This is a genomic window from Microbacterium sp. K2, from assembly GCF_051365005.1.
Lineage (GTDB): Bacteria > Actinomycetota > Actinomycetes > Actinomycetales > Microbacteriaceae > Microbacterium > Microbacterium foliorum_B.
Genome location: NZ_JBLWII010000001.1, coordinates 1611581 through 1628210, shown reverse-complemented (window position 1 = coordinate 1628210; position 16630 = coordinate 1611581). Strand labels below are relative to the sequence as shown.

At 68.2% G+C, this 16630-nt stretch carries 19 protein-coding genes; 10 read left to right on the top strand and 9 right to left on the bottom strand.

What is annotated here, in order from left to right:
- Positions 1-61 precede the first annotated feature (61 nt).
- Together ACLKOY_RS08020 and ACLKOY_RS08015 are read left to right on the top strand one after the other, a co-directional pair.
- The gene (locus ACLKOY_RS08020) at positions 62-1294 is read left to right on the top strand and encodes a sensor histidine kinase (protein ID WP_436453152.1); all 1233 of its coding nucleotides are present in this window, start codon (positions 62-64) and stop codon (positions 1292-1294) included.
- A complete protein-coding gene (locus tag ACLKOY_RS08015; RefSeq protein ID WP_436453151.1) occupies positions 1291-1950 on the top strand; it encodes a response regulator in 660 nt (219 codons plus the stop codon). The genes ACLKOY_RS08020 and ACLKOY_RS08015 overlap by 4 nt, the downstream gene beginning before the upstream one ends.
- Positions 1951-1987: 37 nt before the next feature.
- Here the strand turns inward: ACLKOY_RS08015 and ACLKOY_RS08010 are convergent, their stop codons facing one another.
- Together ACLKOY_RS08010 and ACLKOY_RS08005 are read right to left on the bottom strand one after the other, a co-directional pair.
- Positions 1988-2428 (bottom strand): GNAT family N-acetyltransferase, encoded by a 441-nt coding sequence (locus ACLKOY_RS08010; protein ID WP_436453150.1) that lies wholly within the window; start codon positions 2426-2428, stop codon positions 1988-1990.
- Between the two features lie 159 nt (positions 2429-2587).
- Positions 2588-3232 (bottom strand): hypothetical protein, encoded by a 645-nt coding sequence (locus tag ACLKOY_RS08005; RefSeq protein WP_436453149.1) that lies wholly within the window; start codon positions 3230-3232, stop codon positions 2588-2590.
- A 133-nt stretch (positions 3233-3365) separates the two neighbouring features.
- Between ACLKOY_RS08005 and ACLKOY_RS08000 the strand changes: the two genes are divergently transcribed.
- The gene (locus ACLKOY_RS08000) at positions 3366-4373 is read left to right on the top strand and encodes an endonuclease/exonuclease/phosphatase family protein (RefSeq protein WP_436453148.1); all 1008 of its coding nucleotides are present in this window, start codon (positions 3366-3368) and stop codon (positions 4371-4373) included.
- Between the two features lie 94 nt (positions 4374-4467).
- Here the strand turns inward: ACLKOY_RS08000 and ACLKOY_RS07995 are convergent, their stop codons facing one another.
- Entirely contained in the window at positions 4468-5187 is a 720-nt protein-coding gene (locus ACLKOY_RS07995) for an alpha/beta fold hydrolase (protein WP_436453147.1), read from the bottom strand.
- A 143-nt stretch (positions 5188-5330) separates the two neighbouring features.
- Between ACLKOY_RS07995 and ACLKOY_RS07990 the strand changes: the two genes are divergently transcribed.
- Both ACLKOY_RS07990 and ACLKOY_RS07985 read left to right on the top strand, forming a co-directional pair.
- Positions 5331-5996 carry a GntR family transcriptional regulator gene (locus tag ACLKOY_RS07990; RefSeq protein WP_436453146.1) on the top strand — a complete coding sequence of 222 codons (666 nt, stop codon included), beginning with the start codon at positions 5331-5333 and terminating at the stop codon, positions 5994-5996.
- 146 nt (positions 5997-6142) lie between these two features.
- Complete coding sequence (locus ACLKOY_RS07985; protein WP_436453145.1) at positions 6143-6502, top strand: nuclear transport factor 2 family protein; 360 nt, start codon at positions 6143-6145, stop codon at positions 6500-6502.
- A gap of 54 nt (positions 6503-6556) precedes the next feature.
- Here the strand turns inward: ACLKOY_RS07985 and ACLKOY_RS07980 are convergent, their stop codons facing one another.
- The 5 genes from ACLKOY_RS07980 to aztB form a co-directional block, all read right to left on the bottom strand.
- Positions 6557-7087 (bottom strand): MarR family transcriptional regulator, encoded by a 531-nt coding sequence (locus ACLKOY_RS07980; protein ID WP_363572118.1) that lies wholly within the window; start codon positions 7085-7087, stop codon positions 6557-6559.
- Positions 7088-7253: 166 nt separating this feature from the next.
- Positions 7254-8465, bottom strand: coding sequence for a zinc metallochaperone AztD (gene aztD / locus ACLKOY_RS07975; RefSeq protein WP_436453144.1), 1212 nt, complete (start codon positions 8463-8465; stop codon positions 7254-7256).
- 29 nt (positions 8466-8494) lie between these two features.
- On the bottom strand, positions 8495-9406 hold the full coding sequence (gene aztC, locus ACLKOY_RS07970) for a zinc ABC transporter substrate-binding protein AztC (RefSeq protein ID WP_436453143.1): 912 nt from the start codon (positions 9404-9406) through the stop codon (positions 8495-8497).
- A 1-nt stretch (position 9407) separates the two neighbouring features.
- Positions 9408-10631 carry an ABC transporter gene (locus ACLKOY_RS07965; RefSeq protein WP_436453142.1) on the bottom strand — a complete coding sequence of 408 codons (1224 nt, stop codon included), beginning with the start codon at positions 10629-10631 and terminating at the stop codon, positions 9408-9410.
- A gap of 55 nt (positions 10632-10686) precedes the next feature.
- Positions 10687-11538 (bottom strand): zinc ABC transporter permease AztB, encoded by an 852-nt coding sequence (gene aztB / locus ACLKOY_RS07960; protein WP_436453141.1) that lies wholly within the window; start codon positions 11536-11538, stop codon positions 10687-10689.
- Positions 11539-11593: 55 nt separating this feature from the next.
- Between aztB and aztA the strand changes: the two genes are divergently transcribed.
- A complete protein-coding gene (gene aztA, locus ACLKOY_RS07955; RefSeq protein ID WP_436453140.1) occupies positions 11594-12244 on the top strand; it encodes a zinc ABC transporter ATP-binding protein AztA in 651 nt (216 codons plus the stop codon).
- An 87-nt stretch (positions 12245-12331) separates the two neighbouring features.
- Here the strand turns inward: aztA and ACLKOY_RS07950 are convergent, their stop codons facing one another.
- Positions 12332-13342: a GTP-binding protein gene (locus ACLKOY_RS07950; protein WP_436453139.1), complete on the bottom strand. Its 1011-nt coding sequence runs from the start codon at positions 13340-13342 to the stop codon at positions 12332-12334.
- Positions 13343-13425: 83 nt separating this feature from the next.
- On the opposite strand from ACLKOY_RS07950, the gene ykgO reads away from it, so the two are divergent.
- The 4 genes from ykgO (at position 13426) to ACLKOY_RS07930 (ending at position 16627) form a co-directional block, all read left to right on the top strand.
- On the top strand, positions 13426-13548 hold the full coding sequence (gene ykgO / locus ACLKOY_RS07945) for a type B 50S ribosomal protein L36 (protein WP_036311902.1): 123 nt from the start codon (positions 13426-13428) through the stop codon (positions 13546-13548).
- 109 nt (positions 13549-13657) lie between these two features.
- Positions 13658-14782 (top strand): FecCD family ABC transporter permease, encoded by a 1125-nt coding sequence (locus ACLKOY_RS07940; RefSeq protein WP_436453138.1) that lies wholly within the window; start codon positions 13658-13660, stop codon positions 14780-14782.
- Complete coding sequence (locus ACLKOY_RS07935) at positions 14779-15612, top strand: ABC transporter ATP-binding protein (RefSeq protein WP_436453137.1); 834 nt, start codon at positions 14779-14781, stop codon at positions 15610-15612. Before ACLKOY_RS07940 ends, ACLKOY_RS07935 begins: the two co-directional genes overlap by 4 nt.
- Positions 15605-16627: an ABC transporter substrate-binding protein gene (locus ACLKOY_RS07930; protein WP_436453136.1), complete on the top strand. Its 1023-nt coding sequence runs from the start codon at positions 15605-15607 to the stop codon at positions 16625-16627. Before ACLKOY_RS07935 ends, ACLKOY_RS07930 begins: the two co-directional genes overlap by 8 nt.
- Positions 16628-16630 lie beyond the last annotated feature (3 nt).

Sequence of the window (16630 nt, the reverse complement as noted above, 5' to 3'; positions counted from 1 at the left end):
TCGGTCCACTCCGGGTCCTGCCCCCAGACGGGGGCGGGGCCCGGCGTGGTTGACTGAGTCCATGTCCCCTGCGGAGCCGCCCTCCCGCGCCGAACGCGTGCGCCGCGCGATCCCGCCGGCGCTCGTGCTCGCTGCGGCCATCGGCTACCTCGGCGCCGACCTGTGGATCGACGAGCTCCCCGCGACAGTGCCGGGCGATGTGTCGCCGTTGGTGCACGCCGCTCTGGTCGCCCTGCAGGCCGTCCTTCTCGTGTTCCGCCGGCGCGCGCCCATCATCGTCTTCGCCGGAGCCGTGCTGCTCGACGCCGTGATCCTGGCGACCTCGGCGGGGGAGCTGGGGGTCGGCTCGCTGGGCGTGATCCTCGCCGCCTATGCGATGGCCCGGCACAGCCCGCGCAACCCGGCGCTGACCGCGCTCGCCCTCGGCGCGCTCGTGACCACCGGCGTCGGTGCGAGTGCCCTGTTCTTGGGTTCCCGCGAATCGGTGCTCGTCCTGATCCTCACCGTGATCGCCCGCGTGGTCCTGCAGTACGCGGCTCCCGCCGCCGTCGCCGAGTATGTCCGCGGTCGCAAGCGTCTCGCGGATGCGCTGCAGGAGCAGGCGCGGATGGCCGAGCACGAGCGGCGCGAGCGCGCCGAGCGCGAGGTGCGTGCCGAGCGCGAGGCCCTCGCCCGGGAACTGCACGACATCGCCGGACACCACCTCTCGGGGATCATCGTGAGCGCCCAGGCCGCCACCGCTCTCACCCGCAGTGATCTCGACCGGGCGCGGGAGATGATGCAGACGGTGCAGGACGATGCCCGCATCGCGCTCGCCGACCTCCGACGGACGGTCGGGCTGCTGCGCAGCGGCGATGACACGCCTTCCGGCGCCCCGAGTCCGGTGCCGACCATCGCCGGCACCGGAGCGCTCGTGGACGTCGCGCGGGAACGCGGTCAGCGCGTCTCACTCACCACTGCGGGGGATGCTCGCCCGGTGGGTGCGCTCGCCGAGACCACCGCGTACCGGATGGTGCAGGAATCGCTCGCGAATGCCGCCAGACACGCGCCCGGCGCGGCGTGCGCCGTCACCGTGCGGTTCGGAGCGGATGCCGTGCAGATCACGGTCGCCAACGAGCCCTCCGCCGAAAGCCGAACACGCGAGACGACGGAGAGATCGGGCGTCGGCTACGGGCTCTCCGGCATGGCGGAGCGGGCCGAACTCATCGGGGCGCACCTCTCGGCCGGGCCCGACGACGGCGGCGGATGGACCAATCGCCTGGACATTCCCTTCGACGGACGGAGCGCCCCATGATCCGTGTCCTCATCGCCGACGACCAGGCCGTCGTGCGCGCCGGCCTCGCCGTGATCCTCGGAGCCGAGGTCGACATCGAGGTGATCGGCGAAGCGGTCGACGGCGCCGACGCCGTGCGTCTCGCCCGCAGTCTCCGCCCCGACGTCGTCTGCATGGACATCCGGATGCCGGGAACAGACGGCATCGCGGCCACCCGCGAGATCGTCGGAGACGCCGCCCTGGCGACCGACGTGCTCATCCTGACCACCTTCGACGTCGACGCCGACGTCTTCGCCGCTCTCGAGGCCGGCGCCGCCGGGTTCCTGCTCAAGGGCGCCGACGAGCACACACTGCTCGGGGCGGTCCGCTCGGTGGCCGCCGGCGACGGAACCCTCGACCAGCGGCTGACTCGCCGCATCCTTCACGAGTTCGGCGAACGCCGTCGAGCGAGCAGCGCGCAGATGCCGGCCGAGGGTCCTCCGCTGACCGAGAGGGAACTGGATGTGCTCCGGCTCCTCGCCGAGGGGCTGTCGAACGCCGAGATCGCCGACCGCCTCTTCGTCGAGCTGACGACCGTCAAGTACCACCTCGCCGGCGTCCTCCAGAAGACCGGAGCCCGCGACCGCCTGCAGGCCGTGCTCTGGGGAATCAGGGCCGGGGTCGTCGAGGCGGGGTGACTGCGGCCGCGGTCGAGAGCCACACGGGGCTCGACGTCTATCCGTTCTGATTCGCGTCCCGCGACGTGGGCTCGATGAGCCGGAACAGCCCGGTCATGTCGCCGGAGCTGAAATCGCGAGAGGCGTAGAGGCCGGCGCCCTCGGTGGTCGAGAACAAGCCGACGAAGGCCGTTGCGGGGGCGACCTCAGCGATTCGCTCGGCAAGCTGGTCCAGCATGCGCGCCCCCAGGCCGGTGCCCTGGAAAGCCGGGATGACAGCGAGATCCTGCACGTAGAAGTACTTCACGCCGTCTCCGACGACGCGCCCCATGCCTACAGCCTCGTCGCCGGCATACGCGACCACGCCGAAGGTGGAGCCGGCCAGCGAATCCGCGATCGTCGCCCAGTCGAAGGCGTCGTGCCAGCCCACCGACTCAGCAATCGATCGATGCTCCGCAGCTGTCGCCACGCGGTCGAGGATTGTTGTCGCGTCAGTCATCTCGTTCCGTTCGTGTGTCTGGGGTGTAGCGATGTCGACACCCGGATCGCCGTGATCGAGCGCTGCCGAGCAGTCTGCCACGGTCAGCGCAACCCTTGGAGACTCTCCGAGATCGATGGATGGCGCGCTCGTTGACCTCCGCAAGTCTCCGCCACGGCGTCAGATGAACGTGCTCAACGCACGCCGGTAGCTGTCGCTGTGCTCCCGTGTCGCAGAGGTCGTGAGTAGGGCGTTCTCGCCGACTCTGCGGGTGAACTCACCTGCGCAGGGAACGGTCACGACCTTCGTCAGACCGGCATGCCACGCCGGGATCAGCGCCGACAGATCGCGCCGTTCGGGGTGGTCTTCGAGTCGTGTCGGCATCATCGCCATATGGGCCTCCGCTCCCTGCTGTGACCAGGTGGCGAACGATCCATGGTCGAACGCGGTGTCGCCGAACTCGTCGCGCCAGCTGGGTCCGGCTATGCGGTGGAGAAGCTCGGCGCGTTCGGGTGAACCGTTCGCGGTGGTCGTAAGCTCGTCGAACGACCGCGGATCCTGGTCGCGGCCGGCGTGAGCCAGGGCCGCACGCCAGATGCGGGGCCACGCGGTTGCCCACTCGTCGCGGGTGGCGGCACTGACTGTGGGATCAGGAACGGCGACGGGCGTATCCACCAGCAGCGGAGGCAGGTCATCGCCTTCGGGCTGCAGTTCATACGCTTCCCGCAGCCACAGCAGCTCCATGAGGATGTGCGGGCGGTCGTCGACCGTGATCGACATGTCGTGCGGCCACGGGTTGCCCGGCATCGGTGCGCTGGATCTCATGGTTCCCCCCTCCGGCCCACCCATCCTGGCGGTCTCGCCTGCTCGAAGCAACGTGCGGGACGAAGGACGCTCCTGCCCGCGACCGGAACGGACATCACGGGAACTCCCATGCGGTGTGCGGTTGACTGGACTGATGCGCGCCCCTTCGGTCCGTCCCCTCCGTCTGGTCGCGACCCTGCTCGTCGCGGGGGCGGTCGTGACACTGTTCTCGTGGCCGCAGCTGTTCGGCCTGCAGCGCGCTCTCGTCCTGTCGCAGGTCGTCGCGTTCAGAGCGCTCACCGGCATCGCTCTGTGCGCGGCCGCAGCCTTGTTCGCCCTGGTGGCGTGGCGCACGAAGACCTGGAGCATCGCGGCGGGGCTGGCCGTGGTGTGCGGCATCGCGGGCATCGCGAGCGGCGCCGTGCTCGTCGGGCGGGGCACCGCCGCCGCCTCCTCGGTGCGCGGCGAGATGACGGTGGCGGCGTGGAACACGCAGGGAGGCGCGGTGACCCCCGCGAGCATCGCGCGGCTCGTGTCGGACGTGGGCGCCGACATCGTCAGTCTGCCGGAGACCGACGAAGTCGCTGCCGAAGCGGTCGTCGATCTGCTCGCTCTGGAGGGCTACGCGGTGACCGCATACACGACGCACGGTGAGACGGGGTACTCGGAGATCCCCACTTCCGTGCTCATCGCCGACCATCTCGGCGCATACCAGGTCGACGAGCGCGCGGGCACGACGCCCGGTCTGCCCAGCGTCGTATTGATGCCGACGGACGGTACGGGGCCGACCATCGTGGCCGCGCACCCGTTCCCTCCACTGCCGTGGCAGATGAGCGCCTGGCGCGACGGGCTGGACTGGGTCGCCGACCAGTGCGCCTCCCCGGACGTGATCGTCGCCGGTGACCTCAATGCCACGGTCGACCACCTGTGGGGGCTGGGTGACGGCGACGGGCTGATCGGCTCCTGCAAAGACGCGTCGCTGGAGGTCGGTACCGCTGGAGTGGGAACCTGGCCGGCCTCCGCGCCGCCCTGGCTCGCGTCTCCGATCGACCATGTCCTGATCGGGCCGGCGTGGATCGTGCGGGGGGCGTCCGTGGTCACATCCTTCGATGACGCGGGGAGCGATCATCGCCCGGTCGTCGCGGTGCTCGACAGGCGGTAGCGTCGCCCGGCGCCATGGGAGTGAGCTCTCCGTCGAAGCGGACCGGGGTCAGCGCGCATTGCGAGCACGCTGCCCCCGGGCCCGGTGAATGGCGTCAACGGGCGACAGCCGCCGGCGCCGAGGCAGCGGCGCCCGCTGCGGTGGCGATCACATCGGCGACGGTGTCGGCCTGGGTGATGAACAGGGCATGGCTGCCCGGGACGTTGGTGATGTCGGCGCCGACGCGGTTGGCCATGTGCTGCAGCATGGCCTGGTCGAACGCCCTGTCGTCGGTGGCGATGACCGCCCAGCTCGGCTTGTCGTGCCATGCCGCCTGTGTGACCGCCTCGCTGAAGACGGCCATGTTCACCGGCACCTGGCTGTCGGCCATGAACATCGCATCGGCGCCTTCCACGTCGGCGGCGAACCCCGAGTGGAAGGCTTCGCGGTTGAGCACGCCGAAGCCCTTGTCGTCGACGTCGATGATGAACTCGGGCGTTGCGGCGAAGCCCTCGTACTGCTGTCCGCTGGTCTCGCCGACATCGGGTATGAGCGCGGACACGTAGACCAGGCCGGCGACCTTCGGGTGCACACCCGCCTCTGTGATGACGGTGCCGCCCCAGGAGTGCCCGACGAGAATCGTCGGGCCGTCCTGCGCGTCGAGCACGCGGCTCGTCGCCGCGACGTCATCGGCGAACGAGGTGAGCGGATTCTGGACGATCGAGACTCGGTAGCCGCGAGCGCTGAGGACGTCGTATACCCGGCGCCAGCCGGACCCGTCCGCGAAAGCCCCGTGCACGAGGACGACATTCTTGATGCTTTCGGTGGTTTCCATGATCTCTCCTTCGATTTCAGCTCTGAATGAGCGGTATCAGTGGGTCTAACGCCAGCGATACGCAATATATTGCATAATTCATCCGATACGCAATGGGGCGTGTCAACTTGCGGGACCAGGCATCGGCGTGTGCAATATATTGCATGCCGATTCCTCAGCAGACCACCAGTGTCGACCGCACGCTCCTCCGCGATGATGTTTTCCGTCGGCTGCGTGATGCCATCGTCGACTGCACATTCCTTCCGGGCGAGCAGCTGAAGGATGTGGATCTCGCCGAATGGCTCGGAGTGAGCCGGACGCCTGTCCGTGAAGCGCTCCTGCGTCTGGCGGCGAGCGGGCTCGTGGTGTCGAAGCCAGGCCGATCCACCACCGTGAGTGCGATCGACCCCAAGGCTGTTCGGGATGCTCGGGACGTCGTCGCGGCGATGCACGTGCTGGCTGTTCGGGGGATGGCGGGTGGTGCGACCGAGGATGATCTCGACCGCATGAGGGGGGCGAACCGCCGCTTCGCCATGGCGTTGGACGCCGGAGACGTCTCTGCGGCCGTGGATGCTGACGAGGAGTTTCATCAGGTGCCCGTCGCGTCGCTCGGAAACGATGCGATCGTGGCGGTTCTGGATCAGTTCGGCCCTGTCGTGCGTCGCGCAGAGCGGTCGCGCTTCGCGGCAGACGGGCAGGCATCCCTTGAGCGTCACGAGCAGCTCATCGCGCTGCTGGCGAGCGGAGACGCCCGGGGAGCCGAGGATCTGACTTTCGACACCTGGCATTCCCTGTCCGTCGACGAAGACGCCTCGGCGGAACCTCGCTGAACCGAGCGCAGCACGCGAGCATCGGCTGCCTGTGAGATCACCGAATGCTGTCCCTGGGGACAGCATTCGGTGATACTGTCCTGTAGGACGGTTTCCGGATCGGGGCCGAGGAGAGCACCGCAATGCTCGCGAGAGAAGGGAAGACGATGAGCAAGACACTGAGGAACGACGAACTTCCAGCCGCCGCGCACGGCTTCGTCGACGGATGGCAGGGGCGGGACGCGCGGAAGGTCGAAGCGTGGTTCACTGAGGCCGCAGTGGTCTCCGACCAGGGCGAGACCTTTCGTGGCCTGGATGAGATCCGGTCATGGATCAGCGGATCGATCGACCTGTTCGCGACCACACTCACGTTCCTCGGAGCGCGCGAGGTGGACGGAATGGTGGGAGCGTCATACCGCCTCGAGGGGGATTTCCCGGGCGGAGTCGCAGAGTTGGAGTATCAGTTCCATCTCGACGACGAGGGGCAGATCGTTCGGCTCGACTTCGCGCCCGCGCATTCGGTCTAGTCGACCCGCACAGACGGAAGAGGCCGCCTCGGATCGGAGGCGGCCTCTTCGGCATCACTTCCGGGATGGGAGGAGGCCGCGTTCGAGCATCTTCTCGGCCGAGGTGATCGCATCCTTGACGAATCTCGCCGTCAGCTCGGTGTACGTGTGGACGTCGCTTTCGGACCATCCGTCGAGGACCTCGGCGATCATTCGGTCACCGAGCGCATACACGCCGTGCGCCGCGGCTTCGCCGGCCTCCGTGAGGGTGATGAGGGTCGCCCGACGATCGGAGGGGTCGGTGGTCCTCTGCACCCATCCGTCCGCTTCGAGCCGGCGGACGATCTTGCTCACGTGGGATGCCCCGGTCGCAAGTACTTCGGCCAGGGCGGTCGGTCGCATCGGACCCCAGGCGAGCAGGTGCCGGAGAGTGGCGTGCGCCTGCTGGTCGATGCTCTCTCCGCTTGCCGCCAGCACATCGCCTTGGAAAGCCGGAGAGTCCCACAGGAGGATCAGTGCGCTGAGGTTGGCGAGGAGCTCGGAGCGGTACGGAAAGTCGCTCGCGCGGCGTGGCCGCGCCATGCCTGAGTCTGCACTGTTGTCCATCCTCAGACTCTACTGACGCATCCCCGAAAAAGTGTCGAGGAAGACACTAAAGCGCGCCTGGTTCGACGGGATGGAGTGCCGTGGGAAGAGCGCGGAGTGACAGGCCCACGACTGAAGATGGGGCGGCGTGCGTCGATCTGCACTCCGCCCCATCTCGATCCTGAGGTCAGCCCGCGGCGGGAGCGATCTCGTTCGGCGTCACCTCGAGCTCGGTGCTCGCGAGCACCTCACCGGTGGTGAGGTCGACCGCATGCACGCTGTTCGCTGCCGGTTCGGTGACGTAGGCGATGTTCCCGGCGACGACGATCGCGGGGTGGGCGTCCTGCCACTCGGCCGGGCCCTCCCATGCCTCGACGACGGGGAAGCTGTCGGTGATCTCGCCGGACTCCGGGTCGAGCACGTGGATCGATCCGTCGCTGCTGAGGATGTACGCGAGGTCCTCCGGTCCGCGCACGACGTCGCGGAAGGTGTACTCGACGCCCTCGGGAAGGTCGACGACCTCGAGCGTCTTGGCCTCGGTGTCGATCAGAGTGACGGCGCTGAGCAGGTAGCCCTCGGCGTCGATGTCGTTCTTGTAGTCGCCGACGATGATCGGGCTGGTCTCGCTGACGTAGGCGTTGCCCATGCGGCCGTACGGCTGGTCGGGAGCATCGACCTTCGTGATCTCGCCGTCGTGGTAGATGATCGCGCCGTTCTCGCAACCGAAGACGACGGCCTCATCCTTCGCGGTGCCCTCGCCGTGCACGCCTGGGCACTGGTCCGACGACGCGATCTCGGTGCCCTCGGCATCCTTCGCGACGATGCCGTTGCGGCCGTCGGCGTTGCCCACCGTGGTCAGGAACGTGCCGTCCTCGAGCACGACCGAGACGCCGTGGTGCGCCTCGACACCAGGGATGGTCTCGACCTCGGGCAGGCCGTCGGCGCTCGCCAGGTCTGCGGTGTCGAAGATCGTGGTGTCGCTCGTGCCGTCGGCGTAGAGCACGGTCTTGTCGGCGTGCCGCACGACGTGTCCCGGAGTGTCGGCCTCGAAGATCGTGTCGGTGAGCTCGGGTTCGTCGGTCGATCCGGCGGCGGTGTCGAGCACCTGGAAGCCCTCGCTCATCGTCACCATGACGTGTCGGTCGTCACCGGCCGGGTTGAGACGCGTGAACGGCTCCGACTCGAAGTCGGCGACGGTGTCGAGGGTCTCGCCGTCGAGCACGAGGATGCCGCCCTCATAGGAGACTGCGACGCGGGGGCCCGATTGCGAATCGGATCCGCTGTCGTCGGGGGTGGATGCCGGCGCGGTCGAGCCGCCGGCGGCGCACGACGCCAGCGTGACGACGGCGCCGAGCGCCGCGGCGCTGATCAACGCGCGACGAAGGGGGGAGGTTCGCATGTGCATTCCTCTTTCTCTGTGATGAGGTCTCACTGGGTGAGACCGGTGGTGATGCGTTCGGTGTTGACGCGCATCATGGTCAGGTAGTCGGGTGCGCCCTCGTCGGGTGCGGTGAGCGACTCGGTGAAGAGCTCGATGACCTCGACCTGCACGTTCGCCTCGCTCGCGAGGGCCTGCACCAGGCGGTCCGGCGAGGAGGACTCTGCGAAGATCGCTGGTACCCCGGTCTCCTCGATCGCGTCGACGAGGTCGGCGAGGTCGGATGCCGAGGGTGCGGCGAGTGTCGTGCCACCGGGGATCACCGCGCCGACGATGTCGAAGTCGAAGCGCTGAGCGAGGTAGCCGAAGACGTGGTGGTTGGTGACCAGCGCGCGTCGATCAGCGGGGATCGTGGCGAAGGAGTCCGTCATCTGCGCGTCGAGCGCGCGGAGCTCCTCGCGGTAGTCCGCGATCGTCGAATCGATCGCCTCGACGTCGATGCCGTCGACCTCTGCGAGAACGGGCCCGATGGCGTCGACCACGTCGATCATGCGCTCGGGGTCGGTCCAGAAGTGCGAGTCCGGCATCCCCGCGGCGTCGCCTTCGCTGTAGTCGAGGACATCGATGACATCGCCGGCCACGAACGCGGGCACGTCGACGGCCCCGTCGAGGTGCTGCTGCAGCCCCTCCTCCAGGCCGAGCCCGTTGGACACCAGCAGGTCGGCGCTGCGCAGAGTGGCAGCTTCCTGCGCCGAGATCTCGAACGAGTGCGGGTCGGCGTTGGGCTTCATGAGCGTCACGACCTGCACCTGGTCGCCGACCAGCTCTTCGACGACGTCGCCGAGGATGTTCGTCGAGACGACGATGGTCGGGCGGGAGTCGCTCGCTGTCGAGCAGGCGGCGAGGCCGGTAGCGGTGAGGCCGGCGAGGGCGAACGTCGCGAGGAGGCGGGCGGGGCGCATGTCAGCGTCCTGTCTCGGCGACGAACGCCGGTTCGGTGGCGGTGTCGAAGGTGCGGGCGACGCGCGCGGCATCCGCATAGTCGATCTCGTAGAGCCTGTGCTCGGCCGGTGCGCTCAGGTAGGCGCGGTGCTGATCGGCGATGAGCGTCGGCGCCATGCCTGCGGTGAGGGACTCGGCCGCGAGTGGCGGTGTCTCCGCGACCACGGCACCGCTTTCGTCGTCCAGCACGAGCACACGGCCGTCCTGAGCGAGGGCGAGCAGGTGGCCGTCTTCGTCGTCCACCGCCGTCACGTGCACCAGTGGTGCGGGGGAGGGGAGCAGCGTCCACGACCTCGCGCGGGTGTCGAGCACCCAGATCCCTTCGGAGCCGGCGAGCCCCGCGACGGTCGGGCGTCCCTCGCGGTTGTCGAAGTCCGTGGCGGCCGGCATCGCCGTGCCTTCCGGGTAGGGGATGCGCTCCACCTGCAGCTCATCGCCGTCGACGTGCGCGAGGAGGGCGCCGTCTTCGCATCCGATGACCGCACCGACCCGCGTGGTGATCGTGCCGGCCGGAGTGGCACACGGCTCTTCGAGACCGGTCTCCTCGCCGTCGACGGTGTACCCGCGCACACTCGTGCCGATGCCGTCGGTCGCCTCGGTGACCAGTGCGAACGAGCCGACCGGTACGACGAGGCCGTCGTGCGGCTCTCGCTCGATGCGGAACAGCTCGCCGATCTCGCCCTTCGACAGCGCCTGGGTGTCGAGCAGCACGGCATCTCCGGAGCCGGCGAACGAGATGCCGGTTCCGCCGGTCGTGGAGAGATTGGTCGTCGCGACGGTGGCGTCACCTTCTCCGTCCACCGCGCCGAGCAGAGCGGGTTCAGCGCGGTAGTAGTGGAAGTGATCGACGTGATCCCAGGTCCAGACGCCGCTGTCGACGATCTCGACTCCGTCGCTCGTCTCTGCGAACAGGTACCGTCCGTCGGTCGCCATGTCGGTGGGCGCCGGGATCTCGCCGATGTCCGTGACGCTCTCGTCGAGCAGGTCCAGGTGGCTGACGGTGCCGTGCGGATCGATCGAGGTCAGGCCGAGCTGCGGTTCGGCCACCTCTTCCGCGCCGGCGATGTCGCCGTGTCCGTCGTCCGTCGTTCCGCCCGAGGGCGGCTCGGCGGGGGTCGTGCCGCAGGCGGCGAGAGCGACTGTGAGGGCGCCGGCCAGGGCGAGCAGAGTGATGCGAGAGCGCACGGGGTCCTTCCTTGTCGTGTGTCGTGCGAGAGGTCGCGGCGTCGCGACAGCGGGGTCAGACGCGTCGCGTCCGGGCCACGCGAGAGTCGAGGGCTGTTCGCGTCGCCCACGAGAGGCAGGCGAGCAGGATCGCGGATGCCGCGACGGAGGCGCCGGCCGCCGTTGCGGCGTACCAGGACGCGAGAAGACCGAGGAGCACGGCGGCCACGCCGAAGACTGCCGCCAGTGCCATGCGGGTCGGAATGCGGGTGGTCCAGTGTCCGGCGGCGACGGCGGGGGCGAGCAGCAGGCCGACGACGAGCATCGAGCCGACCGCCTGGTAGGACGCGACGACGGCGAGAGTCACGAGCCCGACGAGCGCTGCCTGTGCGATCTGCGGTCGCAGCCCGAGCACCGACGCGATGCGTGCGTCGAGGGACAGGGCGACGAGCGAGCGATGGAACAGCGCGGCGACGATGAGCCCGAGCGCGGCGGCCGCGGCGAGCAGCACGAGGTCGCCGGAGCTGATCGCGAGGATGTCGCCGAAGAGGATGGCTGTCGCGTCGGTGGCGAAGCTGCCGGAGTGGGAGATGATGATGACCCCCAGCGCCAGCATCGAGACGAACAGCAGGCCGATGCTCGTGTCGTACGAGAGGCGGGCGCGCCGCTGCAGCGCCCCGATTCCCAGGCTCATGGCTATCGCGCTGAGCGCGCCGCCGACGAGAACCGGCAGCGAGAGCACGGTGGCCAGAGCGACGCCCGGAAGCATGCCATGCGCCAGGGCTTCGCCGAGGAATGCCATTCCGCGGATGACGACCCACGTGCCGACGACGGCGCAGAGGATCGCGACGAGCGCCCCGCCGAGCATCCCGCGCTGCAGGAAGTCGAGGGCGAACGGGTCGAGAAGTCCGGTCGGATGAGCAGTCACAATCTACGAGCCTAGACGTTTTTGAGAATGATTATCAAACTCATAAAGTGGAGTCATGACTTTTCTCGGATCGACCCAGACCGTGGCCGCACGCCTCACGGGCATCCACGTCTCCTTCGACGGTCGCGCCGCGCTATCGGGTGTCGATGTCGACATCCCTTCGGCGACGGTGACCGTCATCACCGGCCCGAATGGAGCCGGCAAGTCGACGCTGCTCGAGGTCCTCGCGGGGACGCGGGAGCACGACGGAGAGCGGAATGTCAGCGGGGCCGTCGCCTTCGTGCCGCAGCGAGCGGCGATCCCGCAGGGGCTACCGGTGTCGGTGAGAGACGTCGTGAGCGTCGGCGCGTGGGGTCGGCTCGGACTGTGGCGACGAATGGATGCCACGGCGCGCGAGCTCGTCGAGCGATCGATGGATCGACTCGACATCGGCGCGCTCTCACGGCATCCGTTCGCGTCTCTCTCGGGCGGCCAACAGCAGCGCACCCTGCTCGCCCAGGGGCTGGCACGCGACGCCGACCTGCTGCTGCTCGATGAACCGACCACGGGTCTGGACGCGGCGAGTGGACTCCGCATCCGAGAGGTGCTGCGCGAGGAGGCGGCGCGCGGTGTCGCCGTCGTCTGCGTCTCGCACGACCCCGCTGTCATCGGGGATGCCGAGCATGTGGTTGCCCTGCTGGAGGGGCGAGTTCGCGTCGACGGCTGATCGGTCGTGAAGCCTGCCTTGAGGTGTGCTGTCGGTTCGGGTGAGCGGATGCCGGGTGTCACACGCGAGCGGTGTGATGGTGAGCCTTCATGGCAGCTCCTCGACGTCGACGGGCCAGGCAGGAAGCGGGTCGGCGAATCGTCGCCACGCCGTGGGGCCTGCCGTGAGCTCGTCGTCGGTCACGGCCGCGGCGTCGAGAGCGCCTCGGATCGCGTGCTGGTCGAGATCGACGCCGGTGAACGCGAGATCCTGCGCCGTCGTCGCAGCCTCGAGCTCGGATGAGAGCGGGTCGATCCAGATCGCCGAGCCGACTTGATCCCAACGGGCGAGGACGCCGGCGCGAGTGGCGAGACGGCAGAAGCCTGCCGACCGGAGCACGGTGCCGAGTCGGCCGGAGTCGATGTCGTCGAGCGCCTGGGTGAGCCGGCCGGGGTGGAACGGACGCGGCTGGTCGTAACGCAGCGTCGCCACTCGGGAATCGGTCATGTGCGGGTCGTGTTCGTCGTTCAGGGAATGAACCCAGCCTGCTCGCTCGAGCAACGGCCTCGGATCCTGCGGAGAAGCGCGCAGCGCGCGAAGATCCTCTCCGGGACCTCGCGACAGTCGAACGCGCGCCGTGGGATTGAGATGTGAGGCGATCGCCATGAGAAGCGACAGCTGAGCCGTGGGGATGGGCTCCCAGTTCACGAAGCAGATCAGGCTCGCGACTTCCAGGTATGACGCCGCTCGGCGTGCGCGCGAGCCGAAGTCACCTCTGTCATCGCCCTCGCCGACGACCTCCATGAGGGGCTCACCGTCGCGGAGGTCATGCTGCATGTGCAGTGCATCCACGACGCAGATGATCGAGGACTGTGGGTCGTTGGCCAGGTCGAGGTGGGGCAGATCCAGTCCGCTCGCGACATCCGCCACGATGCTGGACGGCATCCGTGCCACCGAGGGATGTTCGGGCGAGACCGAGATCGACTGTTGCACTTGCGGCGGCTTCCGCTCGACCAGGGAGATCAGGCGGCCACCGGTCGCGCGGGCGAGGTGGGCAGCATAGGACTGCCGCTCGGGCACGCACACTCCGACGACGACGAGGGGATTGCTGTTATCCACGAACGACCTGCTCTCCTTCTTTGACTGAATCTCCGTCCCACCATAGTCTGTTAATGAGAAAGATTATCAATAAGGAGATCGCTATGAAGGTTCGTGCCTCACTCAAGTCGTTGAAGAATCAGCCGGGTGCTCAGGTCGTGCGTCGTCGGGGAAGAGTGTTCGTGATCAACAAGCTCAATCCGCGCTTCAAGGGGCGCCAGGGGTAGGCGTGACGCGAGGAGGGGCCGGCGGAATCACCCGTGGCCCCTCTGCGTTCGTCTGTCGACGGCTGATCAGATTTTGCTAATGATTATCATTCTCACTAATGTGAGCGCTGTGCCTCGCCCCTCCCTGTCTCTCGCGCCGGTGCGCGAGCAAGCCCTCGGCCCGATCCCCGTCGGTCCGCGACGTCAGCTGTCGCGTCGCGCGGCGCTGCTGTGTCTCGCGCTGACGATCGCGATCATCGCCTTGATCGTGCTCTCCGGTGCTATCGGGTCAGTGCAGGTGCATCCGGTCGAAGCGGCACAGATCGTCCTCGGTCACCTCGTCCCAGGGATGCCCTGGATGATTGACGGGTCGTTGACCACTTTGCAGGACCAAGCGGTCTGGCAGTTCCGGCTCCCGAGGGCGCTTCTGGCTGCGCTCGCAGGCGCCGGCCTCGCGCTCGCCGGAGCGCTCATGCAGGTGACTGTTCGCAACCCGCTCGCAGAGCCCTACATCCTCGGTGTGTCTTCCGGAGCGAGCGTCGGTGCAGTGGCGGTCATCGTGCTCGGGTCTGCGGCGCTGGGCGGGCTCTCGATGAACGTCGCCGCCTTCGTCGGAGCTCTCGTAGCGTGCGCCTGTGTATGGGCACTGGCGCGCAAAGACGGAGCTCTGTCCCCGACCCGGATGATCCTCTCCGGTGTGGCCCTCGGCACACTGCTCAGCGCGATGACGAGCTATCTGACGATCTCGACCGACGCGCAGAACGTGGTCAGCGTGCTGTTCTTTCTGCTCGGCAGCGTCTCGGCAGCAACCATGTCCAGCCTGATCGGCCCTGCTGCGGCGCTGGTCGTCGCCGGGGTGATCGCGATGCTGCTGTCCCGATCGTTGAACGCTCTGATGACGGGCGATGAGTCGGCCGCGTCGTTGGGGGTGAATGCCACCGCCCTGCGGGGGCTGCTGCTGGTCGTCGCCTCGCTGCTGACCGGCGCCGTCGTGTCGGTCGCGGGGGGCATCGGGTTCGTCGGGCTCGTCATCCCCCACGTCGCGAGGATCGCCGTCGGCGCGGACCACCGTCGCCTGATCCCGGTGACGATGCTCGGCGGTGCTGCCTTCCTCATGATCGCTGATCTGCTCGCCCGGACAGTCGCGGCACCGACGGAGATCCCTCTGGGGATTCTCACCGCCTTCGTCGGTGCTCCCTTCTTCCTGTGGCTGATGCGCCGAAGCGGAGCTGAACGGGCCGGGTTCGGCAGATGAGGGTCGACATCGAAGGAATCACCGTCACCCTCGGCGGCCGCGACGTCGTCAGCGGGGCATCGCTCACGGTGAACTCAGGAGAAGTGGTGGGACTCCTCGGTCCCAACGGCAGTGGGAAGTCGTCGTTGCTCCGCACCCTCTACCGCGCGGTGAAACCACGACACGGTGTCGTGCGGCTCGACGGCGATGACCTGCGAGCGCTCACGGGCCGGCAGGTGGCCAGAGCGGTCGCGGTGATGCTTCAGGATCCGCCCACCGACTTCGATCTGAGCGTCGAGGAGACCGTTCTGCTGGGCAGGGCTCCGCACCACGCGTCGTTCGGTCGCGACTCTGCGGAGGACCTTCTCATCGTCGCCGACGCGATGCAGCAGGCGGAGATATCCGACGTCCGCGACCGGATGGTGGCGACGCTCTCAGGCGGACAGCGGCAGCGCGTCATGCTGGCGCGCGCCCTGGCCCAGGAGAGCCCCGTGCTCGTGCTCGACGAGCCCAGCAACCATCTCGACATCAGCCACCAGCACGAACTGATGAGCACCGTGCGCAGCCTTGGCCGTACGGTCATCGCTGCCCTTCACGACATCAATCTCGCCAGCCAGTACTGCGACCGCGTCGTCGTTCTCGCTGGAGGGCGGATCGCGGCGGAGGGAACCCCTGCCGCTGTCTTCACCCCGGAACTGATCCGCACCGTCTTCGGAGTGGATGTCCGCGTCTTCGCAGACGACGTCGCACCGGTGTTCGCCTTCCGTCGCCTCGGCGGGTCATCCGTCCCTCGTTCCACAGGCTTCACCCCGCACCGATCCGAACAGAAAGCAGCATCGACTCATGATTGACCCCACACGCACTCGTCTGCGCGGCACCTTCGCGGCCTTCGCCGCGCTCTCGGCGGGAGCAATGATCCTCACCGGATGCGGCACATCGGTGACCGCTGACACCACCGGCACCGCAGACAGCGATGACCTGATCACGGTGGCGAACTGCGAGCGAGAGATCGTGCTCGACGGCCCGCCCGAAGCGGTCGTGGGAATGCACCCCGCGCAGACCGAACTGCTTCTGCGTCTGGGCCTCGCGGATCGCCTTGTGGGCCAGGCCCAGTCCACCGCGCAGGCGCTTCCGGATGACGTCGCAGCGCTGGCCGAGGATGTCCCGGTCGTCGGAGAGACCATGCCGCCCAGCCGTGAAGACCTGCTCTCGGTCGAGCCCGACTTCGTCTACTCGCCCACGACCTACGAGTTCACCGCAGAGCAGGGGTTCGCGAGCATCGAGCAGCTCGAGCAGGCCGGCGCCGCCGTGTATGTCGCAGCCGGCGGCTGCAAGGAGCGGCGGATGGACGGCGAGGTGACCGATCTCTTCCTCGACCTCGAGAACCTCGGCACGATCTTCGGTGTCGAAGACGCCGCCGCAGACCTCATCGCCGAGAGCGAAGCCGATCTGGAGGCCGTTTCGGCGGCGGTGTCGGACGTCGACAGGCTGCGTGTCGCGCAGGTGTACGTCGAGGGCTCGACTCTGCAGGGCATCGGAGCGGGAATCGAGTACGACATCCTCCGATCCGCAGGGGCGGACGGCATCTTCACCCCGGAGCAGCCTGCCTTCGCCGGATTCTTCGCTGCCACCGTATCTCCGGAGTCGCTCGCGGCAGAGGAGCCGGACGCGCTGGTGTTCTCCGTCTACGACGACGCCCACGAGGCCGCAACGCGCGAGTACCTCACCTCCACCTTCCCGGACATGCCCGCCGTGCGTGACGACCGGCTGATCGCGGTGTCCAGTGCCGACATGTTCCCCGGAACGCTCGGGAACATCGAAGTCGTGCGACAGATCGCCGAGGCGCTCTACCCCGACGAGTTCTGAGCG

Excerpts from the sequence above, each read along its gene's own strand:
- aztD (WP_436453144.1), bottom strand. The coding sequence starts at position 8,465 with ATGCGAACCTCCCCCCTTCGTCGCGCGTTGATCAGCGCCGCGGCGCTC.
- ACLKOY_RS07930 (WP_436453136.1), top strand. The coding sequence starts at position 15,605 with ATGATTGACCCCACACGCACTCGTCTGCGCGGCACCTTCGCGGCCTTC.
- ACLKOY_RS08010 (WP_436453150.1), bottom strand. The coding sequence starts at position 2,428 with ATGACTGACGCGACAACAATCCTCGACCGCGTGGCGACAGCTGCGGAG.
- ykgO (WP_036311902.1), top strand. The coding sequence starts at position 13,426 with ATGAAGGTTCGTGCCTCACTCAAGTCGTTGAAGAATCAGCCGGGTGCT.
- ACLKOY_RS07990 (WP_436453146.1), top strand. The coding sequence starts at position 5,331 with ATGCCGATTCCTCAGCAGACCACCAGTGTCGACCGCACGCTCCTCCGC.
- ACLKOY_RS07935 (WP_436453137.1), top strand. The coding sequence starts at position 14,779 with ATGAGGGTCGACATCGAAGGAATCACCGTCACCCTCGGCGGCCGCGAC.
- ACLKOY_RS08005 (WP_436453149.1), bottom strand. The coding sequence starts at position 3,232 with ATGAGATCCAGCGCACCGATGCCGGGCAACCCGTGGCCGCACGACATG.
- ACLKOY_RS07995 (WP_436453147.1), bottom strand. The coding sequence starts at position 5,187 with ATGGAAACCACCGAAAGCATCAAGAATGTCGTCCTCGTGCACGGGGCT.
- ACLKOY_RS07980 (WP_363572118.1), bottom strand. The coding sequence starts at position 7,087 with ATGGACAACAGTGCAGACTCAGGCATGGCGCGGCCACGCCGCGCGAGC.
- ACLKOY_RS07985 (WP_436453145.1), top strand. The coding sequence starts at position 6,143 with ATGAGCAAGACACTGAGGAACGACGAACTTCCAGCCGCCGCGCACGGC.
- ACLKOY_RS08015 (WP_436453151.1), top strand. The coding sequence starts at position 1,291 with ATGATCCGTGTCCTCATCGCCGACGACCAGGCCGTCGTGCGCGCCGGC.
- aztA (WP_436453140.1), top strand. The coding sequence starts at position 11,594 with ATGACTTTTCTCGGATCGACCCAGACCGTGGCCGCACGCCTCACGGGC.
- aztC (WP_436453143.1), bottom strand. The coding sequence starts at position 9,406 with ATGCGCCCCGCCCGCCTCCTCGCGACGTTCGCCCTCGCCGGCCTCACC.
- ACLKOY_RS08000 (WP_436453148.1), top strand. The coding sequence starts at position 3,366 with ATGCGCGCCCCTTCGGTCCGTCCCCTCCGTCTGGTCGCGACCCTGCTC.
- ACLKOY_RS08020 (WP_436453152.1), top strand. The coding sequence starts at position 62 with ATGTCCCCTGCGGAGCCGCCCTCCCGCGCCGAACGCGTGCGCCGCGCG.